The following is an 11,189-nucleotide window of genomic DNA, read 5'->3' as shown; positions in this document are numbered from 1 at the left end:
ACCCTGGAGGGGTTCCCGAGTGGCCAAAGGGATCAGACTGTAAATCTGCTGGCACTGCCTTCGATGGTTCGAATCCGTCCCCCTCCACCACCTTTAAAAAAGCCAGCTCATTGAGCTGGCTTTTTTGCGTATGAATTTTATCATCGCCATAAAAAAGCCCCGCAGAACGGGGCAGTAAGCAAACAACATTGGGGGTTAGTTTTGCAAAACAATAATCCGCGTTTCGTAAGGACGTAACACCTGATGCCGACTTACTTGTTGAGGTAAATCCTGGTAGTTGCCCAATACGTAACTCGCCTGACTAGACTCAAAATCACTCGGCAGAACGCATTCTGTTTCTTGAGCATAATAGTTATTCAAACAGATCAAGGTTTGCTGTTGTGAACGGCGTTGATAGCCAAACACCGCGTCGTGATCTGGGTAGAGGTCGAGGTAATCCCCGGTTGTAATTACCTCTATTTGCTTTCGCAATTGAATCAGTTGTTGATAGAAATAAAACACCGAATCGTAATTTTGTTCAGCTTGTTCTGCATTGATCTCTTGATAGTTATCAGCAATATCTAGCCAAGGTTGCGCCTTAGAAAAGCCCGCATAACGCTCGCAGTTCCACTGCATCGGTGTGCGAGAGTTATCTCGTGACTTCTGCGCCAAGATGGCCATCATCTCATCATGTTTGACACCTTGCTGGTGGACCATGATGTCGTACATATTGGTACTTTCGACATCACGGTACTGATCAATGGATGTATAGCCAGGGTTGGTCATAGCAAACTCTTCACCCTGATAAATATATGGCGTACCTTGCATCATGTGTATTGAAGCTGCGAGCATTTTCGCTGACTCAACGCGATACTGTTTGTCATTACCCAAACGACTAACGATGCGCGGCTGATCGTGATTACACCAAAACAGTGCCCCCCAACCTTTGCCATTTAATCCCGTTTGCCAATGATTAAAGATCTGTTTTAGTTGAAGAAAATCAAACGGAGCTTTGGTCCACTTATCGCCGTTTGCATAATCCACTTTCAAATGATGAAAGTTAAACACCATGGACAATTCTTTACCATCCAGTGACGAGTATTGCTGGCAATGCTCCAATGTGGTGGAAGACATCTCTCCAACGGTCACACTGCGATATTTTTGAAATACCGCTTGGCTGATCTCTTGCAAGTACTGATGAACGCGCGGTCCATCGGTATAGAAACGGCGACCATCACCTCGTTCATCATTGGGAAAATCTTGCTGTTTTGAAATTAGGTTAATCACATCGAGACGAAAACCATCGACACCTTTTTCTGCCCAGTAGCTGATCACTTCTTTGACTTCGGCTCTTACTTTTGGGTTTTCCCAATTAAGATCCGCCTGCTGTTTGGCGAACAAGTGTAAATAGTACTGATCCGTTGCTTCATCTCGCTCCCACGCACTGCCACCAAACTTAGATAACCAGTTATTTGGCGCTTGCCCTTCAACCGGATCACGCCAAATATAGTAATCACGATACGGGCTGTTCTTATCACCCAACGCAGATTGGAACCACTGATGTTCAGTCGAGGTGTGATTAACCACAATATCCATGATCAAGCGGATACCACGCTGATGCGCTTCCTCAAGCAATTGGTCGAAGTCGGCCATGGTGCCAAAATCTGGATTAATCGCATAATAGTCTGAAATGTCATAACCATTGTCGATCATGGGTGATTGATAAACTGGGGTAAGCCAGATGGCATCAATGCCAAGACGTTGTAAGTAATCCAACTTAGAAATAATGCCTTGAATGTCTCCCGTGCCTTTGTCGCCACTGTCACAAAAACTCTTGGGGTAGATTTGATAAATCGAGGCGGTTTTCCACCAATTAGGATCCTGAGTGATTGTTGTCATTGCTAAACCCACTTACCGAAAAATAGTGATTAAAAAGGAGCGACAGACGTCGCTCCTGAAAATGTCTTTGATGGAACGATTAATTGCTAACGGGATCAAGCTCACCTTTGATTTGCGCGCGCTTGTAGAAGAACAGGGTCAATGTTGCTGGCACAGCAATAGCGACAAGCATTGCAATCGCAAAGATGCCCCAGTATTGCGGCTGGATAGATAAGATACCCGGCAAACCACCGACACCGATACCATTAGCCATCACACCAGCACTACCACAAATCGCAGCCGCTATCGCACTACCGATCATCGCGCTCAGCATCGGGAACTTGTACTTCAAGTTAATACCGTACATCGCCGGTTCTGTGACACCTAAGTAGGCTGAAATCGCTGCTGGAACAGAGATATCACGTTCACCGTGTTTCTTACTAATGATGATGATGCCGACAACCGCTGACGCTTGAGCAATATTTGATAGTGCAATCAAAGGCCAGATTGGCGTGCCACCCAAATCTTGCATTAGTTGTAGGTCAACCGCATTCGTCGTGTGGTGGATACCCGTAATGACTAGTGGCGCATAAAGGAAACCAAAGACCATTGAACCGATTACTGCGAAGTCACCAGTCATGGCCGCTTTTGCTGCGAAGGCAACACCGTCACCTAGAACGCGACCAAACGGACCAATTATTGAGTGCGCAAGAACCACGGACACAATGATAGAAACAAACGGCACCACAACTAAATAAAGGTAAGAAGGAACAAGACGTTTAAGGTTCGTTTCGATAAACGCCAAGGCAATACCCGCTAACATGGCTGGAATCACTTGAGCTTGATAGCCGACTTTTTCAATCACAAAGAGGCCAAAATCCCAGACTTCAGGCACTTGCTTACCGATTAAATAAGCGTTCATCAGTTGAGGGGAAACTAAAGTCACACCAAGCGTAATACCCAGAATTGGGGTTCCGCCAAGCTTTTTCACGGTCGACCAACACACACCGACCGGAAGGAAGAAGAAGATGGCTTCACCAATCAGCCACAAGAAGCTATGCACTGTCGCCCAAAACTGGCTGATTTCCGTTAACGACTGTCCATCAAACATCTTGATGTCGCCAATCACATTACGAAAACCTAGAATTAAACCACCAGTGATGATGGCAGGAAGCAGAGGGACAAAGATTTCAGCAAGATGGGAAATCCCACGCTCAAGCAGGTTCATATTTTGACGCGCCGCTTGTTTTGATTCATCTTTAGACGCTTCACTTTTTCCTGACAGCTCAATTAATACCTTGTATACGTCATCAACTTCAGTCCCTATTACAACCTGAAATTGCCCCGCGTTGGTGAAACAACCTTTCACCAACGACAAGGCTTCTAGCGCTGCAACGTCCGCTTTATCAGTATCATTCAAGACAAACCGAAGCCTTGTTAAACAGTGACTTACGCTGGCTATATTGTCGCGACCGCCGACAAATTCAATCAGACGCTCCACCTCTTGTTTCGCAATCTTACTCATATCCATGTCCCCTACTAATTGGATTCTCATTCTCGTGTTTTTCACACTGACTTTGGCTGTTGTTATTATTTTTATCATTCATGGGAACATTCCCATTTATGGGTATTATAGTGTCAGATCTATCTAAAGATAAAAATGGGAACAATCCCATTAATTGAATGCGATCACAGTATAATTTTAAATCAGTCTGAAAATAATGACTTAGAACTCAATTGGCTGCTGAGTAATGTGCGTGGCGCCTGGTTCACCATTGATATGTGAAATAAGAAGGTTAGCAGAACGTTCACCGGCTTGAGAGTAGCCAGGGTCAATGCTGTAAATATTGGGAAAGAGAAAAGAGAGCAACTCATTACCACCAACGCCCGTGACAGCAACATCTTCACGCTCGAGTTCTTGCAAGCGTTTAATCACACCAAGCGCTAACGTATCACTGGCACAAACTATCGCCTGTGTTTGGTCGGTTAAGACTTGATCCACCAACTGGTAGCCACTCTCGCGGTTTAAGTGCCCGGTTTGATAACAAGGTGTTATTTGCTGTTGCTGACACCAGTCTAAATACGCGTTAAGACGCAGCAAGCCGGTGGTTTTATCGCTCGGGTCAACACCGATAAAGGCGATGTTGTCGATGCTCTGCGCCTTGAGGTGTTCCAATGCACACACGATGACACCACGATTATCGTAGTTAATTGATGACACGACATCGGTATCCATTGCAATGACCACTGACCGCCCTTGCCAGCTTGCGAGTGTCGTGACATCGAGATCGTTAAAACCGAAAATGATCACACCATCAACGTTACGTTTTTTCAATACGTCAAGGTGCTCATTGGTTTTCACGCGATCAAACTGACTCTCCATAATCACCACATCGTAACTGGCGGCGTATAAGGTCGCCAGCATGCTGCTGACCGCTTTGTTTTCTGAAGGGGAATCAAGACGAGAGATAATCACCCCCACCACTTTTTGACTGCCGCCGCGCATCGCTTGAGCTGATTTCGAGGGTACATAACCAGACTCTCGGATCACATGCTCCACTTTCGCCCGTGTTTCAGGTTTGACTTTAGGATCATTGGTCAACACTCGGGAAACGGTTGACTTACCGACCCCAGATAACTTGGCAATATCAAGAATGGTTAGTTTTTTACTCATAACTCTCTGATTCTGTTATCGAACACTCACGGCTAACGCGGCCCCACCGCCGCAATAGTAAAGTAATTATTGCGTAAGGCAATCACTGTAAACCATTCGGCCAATCTCCAAACGGGCTTGATTGCCTTTAGCATGTAGCGTGATCGGATTCGGCGCTTGATTGGTCATGTCATCAAGCGTGTACTTAACCCCAGATCCTGAAGGAACTTGAATTAAGCGATAATCACCATCAACTAGCCTTAGCAACGCAGCTGGCGTATTGGGCATATAGGCAACTTGAAAGGCGTACTGTGACTCACAGTGATAACGGGTAAAGTCACCCTGAAATGTGCTTTCTCTGACAACGCGATCGCTCACGCAGCCAACGATCAATGCAGCTAGCACAGTGCTTATTAATAAACGTATAGTCATGATGACCTCCAGACAAAATAAAAGCCGCCCAGAGCGACTTTTGATTGATTATTTTGTTAGATAAGCAGGGACATCTTTAATGCTGTCTAGCACCACCGAGGCTATGGCCTGGCCTTTTTCGGTGATCGGCTTACCCGTTCGCACTAAAATTTTGCAGCCGACACCCGCCGCTTCCGCAGCCATCAAATCTTCGGCTTTATCACCAACCATGACCGAGTTAGCCATGTCGATATGCAAAAAGTCACGCGCAGAAATAAACATACCCGGCTTAGGTTTACGACAATCACACTCTTGCTTATATTTACCTAAACCTTGTTCTGGATGGTGCGGGCAATAGTAGATACCATCAAATTCAACGCCGTTGTCGACAAAGTTCCAATCCATCCACTGAGTCAGCGAGAGAAAACGGTCTTCACTGAATTTACCACGTGCAATACCAGATTGGTTGGTCACTAGAACAAGTTGATAGCCCATCTGTTTCAGCTGTTTAGCCGCTTCAAATACCCCTTCGATGAATTCAAACTCGTGCTCGTCATGCACGTAGCCGTGATCGACGTTGATTACGCCATCGCGGTCTAGAAAGACTGCTGGTTTCGCCAAAATATGTTTCTCATTTTGCTTGCTTTAGTATCCAGATTATACCTGAGTCACCTTTTTATGCCATCTCGATGGATTGTGCAATTACCTCTTATGTCATTCACCACTAACTCATTCCGATTGGTTTTAGCGAAAGATACGTTTAGACGTCTAGACGTAAAAATATCTATTGACACTAAACACTCAAACCCATAGCATTCTCTGGTAAATGAGATGTAGCTCAAAATAATCGTCTACTGCTCATCCAAACTGATAACGGGTTTCTCAATGATTGAAATTAATCAAGTAAATAAGGTTTTCTATCAAGGCAGTAAGGAAATACATGCCTTGAAAGCGATCAACCTAAATGTCCCTCAGGGAACAATCTTTGGTGTTATTGGCTCATCTGGAGCAGGGAAAAGTACTTTAATTCGATGTGTTAACATGCTGGAAGCTCCAAGCTCAGGCTCAATCGTTGTTGATGGGGTTGACCTAACCAAGCTTAGCAAACCACAGCTGTGCGAAGCACGTCGTAACATCGGTATGATCTTTCAGCATTTTAATTTGCTCTCTTCACGTACCGTGTTCGAAAACACTGCGCTACCACTAGAATTAGCAGGAAAAGATCAGGCGCACATCAAAAACAAGGTCACGGGCCTGTTAAAGTTAGTCGGTCTGGCCGATAAGCATGAAAGCTACCCGGCCAATTTGAGTGGCGGCCAAAAGCAGCGTGTCGCGATTGCCCGTGCTTTGGCATCCGACCCGAAAGTTCTGCTATGTGATGAAGCCACCAGCGCGCTTGATCCTGCAACCACCCAATCAATATTGGAGCTGCTTAAAGAGATCAACCGTAAACTCAACATCACCATACTATTGATCACCCATGAAATGGACGTGGTCAAAAGCATCTGTCATCAAGTTGCGATCATTGGCGATGGTGAGTTGGTCGAGAAAGGCACGGTCGGCGAAATTTTTGCCCACCCAAAAACGGAACTGGCGCATCAGTTTATCCGCTCAACTTTAGACTTGTCGATTCCAGAAGATTATCAAGCACGTTTGCAACCAACACGTGTCGAGAATAGCTACCCATTAGTGCGTTTAGAGTTTACCGGAGCAACCGTTGATGCACCATTGATGAGCCAAATTGCCCGTAAATTCAACATCGATGTTTCGATTTTGAGTTCAGACCTTGACTACGCTGGCGGCGTTAAATTCGGCATGATGGTCGCAGAGCTATTTGGTAATGAACAAGATGACAACGCAGCGATAGCTTTCCTGCGTGACCATAACGTAAAAGTAGAGGTGCTGGGTTATGTCCTTTAACGAAATTTCACAGTGGCTGAGCTTAAACAGCAAACTTCTCCTAGGCGCAACTTGGGAAACACTCTACATGGTCGCCGTGGCCGGTATTGTTGGCTTTGCTGTCGGTATCCCTCTTGGCGTGATCTTGCATACCAGTAAAAAAGGCGGATTGCTTGAGAACACCAAACTCAATCGCATCCTGGGCGCTATCGTCAATATCGGTCGTTCGGTTCCTTTTTTAGTGTTGATGGTGGCGATTATTCCTGTGACCAAACTATTGGTCGGCACTTTTATTGGTACGACCGCTGCGATTGTGCCACTGACGATTGGCGCGATTCCATTTGTTGCCCGTCTGATTGAAGGCGCACTATTAGAAGTACCAACTGGTTTGGTTGAAGCCGCGCAATCAATGGGAGCCACGCCAATGCAGATCATCTCTAAGGTGCTGCTGCCAGAGGCAATGCCAACCATCGTAAACTCGGTAACCATCACGCTAGTAACGCTAGTCAGCTACTCTGCCATGGCCGGTACTGTCGGTGGTGGTGGCCTAGGTGACGTTGCAATTCGTTATGGTTTCCATCGCTACGATGTGGTGATCATGGCCGTGACGGTAGTAATGCTCATCGTGCTGGTACAAATTATTCAATCTATTGGTGATGCGATTGTCCGTCGTGTCGACCACCGTTAATCAATAATAAGTTCTACAATACTTCACAGATTTATTCATAAGGAGATAGTGATGAAATTCAGTCTTAAAGGTCTTTTGGCTATCGCAGCAGCAGCGTCTGCACTGATTCTAACTGGTTGTGGCGAAAAGCAAGCTGATACCAGCAAAATCAAAGTTGGCGTAATGGCTGGTGCGGAAGCTCAGGTTGCGGAAGTCGCAGCAAAAGTGGCTAAGGAAAAGTATGGCTTGGATGTCGAGCTGGTCACTTTTACTGACTACGTTACACCAAACGCCGCGCTTGATGATGGCTCAATCGACATCAACGCATTCCAACACAAGCCATACCTAGATCAGCAAGTAACTGACCGTGATTACAAACTGACTATCGCAGGCAACACTTTTGTTTACCCTATTGCTGGTTATTCAAAGCAAGTAACGTCGGTTGATGAGATCCAAGATGGCGCGCGTATTGCGGTTCCTAACGATCCAACGAACCTAGGTCGTTCACTACTATTACTTGAGCAGCAAGGTCTGTTGAAACTACGTGAAGACATTGGCCTACTTGCGACGGTACGTGATATTGCAGAAAACCCTAAGAACATCACCATTGTTGAACTTGACGCCGCTCAGCTTCCACGTTCACTCGACGACGTAGCGCTGTCTGTGATCAACACCACTTACGCAAGCTCTATCAACTTAACACCACAAAAAGACGGCATTTTCGTTGAAGATAAAGAGTCGCCATACGTAAACCTGATTGTTGCGCGTGAAGACAATGTCCAAGCTGAAAACGTACAGAACTTCGTTAAAGCTTACCAAACTGACGAAGTGTATGCTGCGGCATCAGACATCTTCCAAGGTGGGGTTGTTAAAGGCTGGTAATTCCTACCTCTGACTTTTTCTTTCAAGGCTGACGTTTTCGTCAGCCTTTTTTATTGCTCGCCGGCTGCTGACGCAATGATTCAAAGTAGTTGTCGATTAAGGCTTCATATCGACCATCTTGCTTCATCTGACGCAGAACCTGATCAAATTGGTCTCTGAGCTTTTGTTGCTGGCGGCGTTTAGAAAACGCAATATAGCTTGACGTTGCTTCAATCGGAGGAGACAACACTTTAAGCACTTTCTCTAAATGTTCAGTTACCATAATACTACGCGCGCCAAAATCATTATTGACCCATAAATCAGCCCGACCAGCTCGTACTAAGTGCGCGCACTCTTCGGCCCCATTACGCTTAAACACCTGCCTAAACGACTCATCCATTAATAGCTTGTCAAAACGCACGCCATAGCTGACTTGATTGACCACACAAATGGCCAACATTGAGACATCGCTGGTAATAAAGTCATCGCTATGTATTTCAGCGTCAGCCCGAGCAACCAAACTGATATTCTGGGTAAACAGAACCTGCTGGCTATAATCAGCGAAACGCTCTCGAGTGGGGTTTTTGAACACCGTGAAAATGGCATCCGCTCGTCCATACTCAATCGAGTTAAGCGCTCTCGCCCATGGCATCACCTCAATAGTAATAGGCTGCTCAAGCTCGGCAAATATCGTCTCAACCAATTCGACAGCCACACCACGCAATTGGTCTTCGCGGTGTTCAATGTAAGGTGGGTAATCAAGGGTTACGAGCTGCACCGAAACCTTCGCAAAAAGTGGCGCAGACAAGAGTGAACAGCAGAAAATGACCAGATGGTATCGTCGCATAACCGCGTTATCTTAAAATAAGGACTGAGTGAGTCTGTACAGGCATTATTGGCATTGTTATTAACCTCACAATCTTAGGACTCTACCAATAAGTAAAGTTCACCAATAAGGATTGTCAAACAGATAGCCGCCATTCGAGCGCAATAAAAAACCGGAGCAAAGGCTCCGGTTCGATTAACAAAAGTAACAGACTGACTAAGGTGTGTAGTAAGTAGCCGCACCAGGACCAACTGGCAGACCAAACACAAATACCCATAGATAGAACAGCACACTCCAACCGACGAGGAAGCACAGCGAGTAAGGTAGCATGGTCGCGATTAGTGTACCGATCCCTAGGTTCTTCATGTAGCGCGTGGCAACGGCTAGAATCAGACCAAAGTAGCTCATCATCGGAGTGATAATGTTGGTCGTTGAATCACCGATACGGTAAGCCGCCTGAATCGTTTCTGGCGCGTAACCCACCAGCATCAACATCGGCACGAAAATAGGCGCAGTTACTGCCCACTGAGCCGACGCAGAGCCGATCATCAAGTTGATGAAGCCACACATCAGGATGAAGGCGAAGAACAACATAGGTCCGGTTAAGCCAATACTTTGCAGGAAGTCAGCGCCAGCAACGGCAAACACTTGACCAAAGTTGGTCCACTTAAAGAAAGCAACGAATTGCGCCGCAAAGAACACCAATACGATGTACATACCCATTGACGACATAGACTTAGCCATAGCATCAATAACATCGCGGTCTGTCTTCATCGTGCCAACCACTTTGCCGTAGACAAAACCAGGAATCGCAAAGAAGACGAAAATGAACGCCACGATACTCTTAAGGAATGGAGAGCCTGCAACCGTACCTGCGTCAGAACGTAAAATACCGTCAGCAGGAACAATCGTCCACGCCAGTAGCGCAGAAACAACCACGATCGCAATGCCCGCTAGTTTTAGACCTTTTTTCTCAACTCCAGACAGTTTGCCCATCTTATCTTGAGACAGATCTTCCGCCGCATCTTCATCGTTGTACTTGCCAAGTTTTGGCTCAACAATTTTCTCTGTGACGAACGCGCCCATCCCTGCAATAAAGAAGGTTGAGACGAACATGAAGTACCAGTTAACTTCAGGACCGACCGTGTAAGACGGATCAATCATCTGCGCTGCCGTTTCAGTAATACCTGACAGAAGCGGATCAACAGTACCGATCAGTAGATTTGCAGAGTAGCCGCCAGATACGCCAGCAAACGCGGCAGCGAGACCAGCAAGTGGGTGACGGCCTAAAGAGTGGAATAGCATCGCTGCCAGTGGGATAAGAACCACGTAGCCAAGCTCTGATGCTGTATTAGAAATGATACCTGCAAAAACGACGGTCACTGTAACCATGCGCTTAGATGCGCCCATCACCATGCCACGCATGGCTGCCGACAATAGACCTGAGTGTTCTGCAATCGCCACACCAAGCATCGCGACCAGTACAGTACCTAGTGGTGCAAAACCAACAAAGTTTTTCACCAAGTTAGTCACGATCAACGCTAAGCCGTCTGCATTCAGTAAGCTAACGACATGAATCATACCATCGGCAGCGCGACCCTTGGCACCCTCTGGGCGAGGATCCATAACCGAGACTTCAAAGTAACCGGCAATCCCGGAAAACACCAGAATAGCAAGGCAGAAGATGGCAAAAAGAGTAATTGGGTGGGGTAAAAGATTCCCCAAATATTCGACAGTGTCCAAAAAGCGCGTGAACCATGGCTTTTTGGGAGTGTTTTGTTTAATTGAAGCAGATGAACTCATCTGTTCCCTCCTTGTAGTTTTCCCTGAGCAAATGTGACACAAATGTTCCAAATGCGGGCGGAAGGTTACTCGACAAAACGCCCAACTAGAAATCTAAAATGTTACAAACTGTGTAACAAATCATGCTTTTTAACGTCATTTGTACATTTTATTAGCAAATAATACTAACTTAAACTAAATTATCAGCATTATGATTCACAATAAACCATCAA

At 46.0% G+C, this 11,189-nt stretch carries 10 protein-coding genes and 1 tRNA gene; 4 read left to right on the top strand and 7 right to left on the bottom strand.

Annotated features, from left to right (window positions below):
* Window positions 1-5: 5 nt before the first annotated feature.
* Window positions 6-90, top strand: a tRNA-Tyr gene (locus tag BS19_RS14520).
* Window positions 91-195: 105 nt separating this feature from the next.
* Here the strand turns inward: BS19_RS14520 and treC are convergent.
* The 5 genes from treC to gmhB all read right to left on the bottom strand — a co-directional run bounded on the left by treC (window position 196) and on the right by gmhB (window position 5,542).
* Window positions 196-1,878, bottom strand: a complete 1,683-nt coding sequence (gene treC / locus BS19_RS14515; RefSeq protein WP_038176205.1) for an alpha,alpha-phosphotrehalase — start codon at window positions 1,876-1,878, stop codon at window positions 196-198.
* Between the two features lie 79 nt (window positions 1,879-1,957).
* The gene (gene treB / locus BS19_RS14510; RefSeq protein WP_038176208.1) at window positions 1,958-3,382 is read right to left on the bottom strand and encodes a PTS trehalose transporter subunit IIBC; all 1,425 of its coding nucleotides are present in this window, start codon (window positions 3,380-3,382) and stop codon (window positions 1,958-1,960) included.
* A gap of 201 nt (window positions 3,383-3,583) precedes the next feature.
* Window positions 3,584-4,531 carry a trehalose operon repressor TreR gene (treR, locus tag BS19_RS14505; protein ID WP_038176204.1) on the bottom strand — a complete coding sequence of 316 codons (948 nt, stop codon included), beginning with the start codon at window positions 4,529-4,531 and terminating at the stop codon, window positions 3,584-3,586.
* 66 nt (window positions 4,532-4,597) lie between these two features.
* Window positions 4,598-4,942: an MliC family protein gene (locus BS19_RS14500; protein ID WP_038176203.1), complete on the bottom strand. Its 345-nt coding sequence runs from the start codon at window positions 4,940-4,942 to the stop codon at window positions 4,598-4,600.
* 48 nt (window positions 4,943-4,990) lie between these two features.
* The gene (gmhB, locus tag BS19_RS14495) at window positions 4,991-5,542 is read right to left on the bottom strand and encodes a D-glycero-beta-D-manno-heptose 1,7-bisphosphate 7-phosphatase (RefSeq protein ID WP_038176202.1); all 552 of its coding nucleotides are present in this window, start codon (window positions 5,540-5,542) and stop codon (window positions 4,991-4,993) included.
* A gap of 264 nt (window positions 5,543-5,806) precedes the next feature.
* Between gmhB and metN the strand changes: the two genes are divergently transcribed.
* Genes metN through metQ form a run of 3 tightly spaced genes read left to right on the top strand, consistent with a single transcriptional unit; the run spans window position 5,807 to window position 8,369 of the window.
* Window positions 5,807-6,841 carry a methionine ABC transporter ATP-binding protein MetN gene (gene metN, locus BS19_RS14490; protein WP_038176200.1) on the top strand — a complete coding sequence of 345 codons (1,035 nt, stop codon included), beginning with the start codon at window positions 5,807-5,809 and terminating at the stop codon, window positions 6,839-6,841.
* Entirely contained in the window at window positions 6,831-7,508 is a 678-nt protein-coding gene (locus tag BS19_RS14485; protein ID WP_038176198.1) for a methionine ABC transporter permease, read from the top strand. The genes metN and BS19_RS14485 overlap by 11 nt, the downstream gene beginning before the upstream one ends.
* 51 nt (window positions 7,509-7,559) lie before the next feature.
* Entirely contained in the window at window positions 7,560-8,369 is an 810-nt protein-coding gene (gene metQ, locus BS19_RS14480) for a methionine ABC transporter substrate-binding lipoprotein MetQ (RefSeq protein ID WP_038176196.1), read from the top strand.
* Between the two features lie 40 nt (window positions 8,370-8,409).
* Here metQ and BS19_RS14475 read toward each other — a convergent pair whose 3' ends face one another.
* Together BS19_RS14475 and BS19_RS14470 are read right to left on the bottom strand one after the other, a co-directional pair.
* The gene (locus BS19_RS14475; protein WP_245609288.1) at window positions 8,410-9,126 is read right to left on the bottom strand and encodes a substrate-binding periplasmic protein; all 717 of its coding nucleotides are present in this window, start codon (window positions 9,124-9,126) and stop codon (window positions 8,410-8,412) included.
* 264 nt (window positions 9,127-9,390) lie between these two features.
* Window positions 9,391-10,977, bottom strand: coding sequence for an AbgT family transporter (locus tag BS19_RS14470; protein ID WP_038176194.1), 1,587 nt, complete (start codon window positions 10,975-10,977; stop codon window positions 9,391-9,393).
* Window positions 10,978-11,189 lie beyond the last annotated feature (212 nt).

Source organism: Vibrio pacinii DSM 19139 (genome assembly GCF_000711795.1).
Taxonomy (GTDB): Bacteria; Pseudomonadota; Gammaproteobacteria; order Enterobacterales; family Vibrionaceae; genus Vibrio; species Vibrio pacinii.
Note: the sequence above shows the minus strand (reverse complement) of the source record. Positions and strands in the feature narration are given on the sequence as shown.

Coding starts and splice junctions, on each gene's coding strand:
- treC (WP_038176205.1), bottom strand. CDS start 1,878: ATGACAACAATCACTCAGGATCCTAATTGGTGGAAAACCGCCTCGATT.
- BS19_RS14470 (WP_038176194.1), bottom strand. CDS start 10,977: ATGAGTTCATCTGCTTCAATTAAACAAAACACTCCCAAAAAGCCATGG.
- BS19_RS14485 (WP_038176198.1), top strand. CDS start 6,831: ATGTCCTTTAACGAAATTTCACAGTGGCTGAGCTTAAACAGCAAACTT.
- BS19_RS14500 (WP_038176203.1), bottom strand. CDS start 4,942: ATGACTATACGTTTATTAATAAGCACTGTGCTAGCTGCATTGATCGTT.
- metN (WP_038176200.1), top strand. CDS start 5,807: ATGATTGAAATTAATCAAGTAAATAAGGTTTTCTATCAAGGCAGTAAG.
- metQ (WP_038176196.1), top strand. CDS start 7,560: ATGAAATTCAGTCTTAAAGGTCTTTTGGCTATCGCAGCAGCAGCGTCT.
- treR (WP_038176204.1), bottom strand. CDS start 4,531: ATGAGTAAAAAACTAACCATTCTTGATATTGCCAAGTTATCTGGGGTC.
- treB (WP_038176208.1), bottom strand. CDS start 3,382: ATGAGTAAGATTGCGAAACAAGAGGTGGAGCGTCTGATTGAATTTGTC.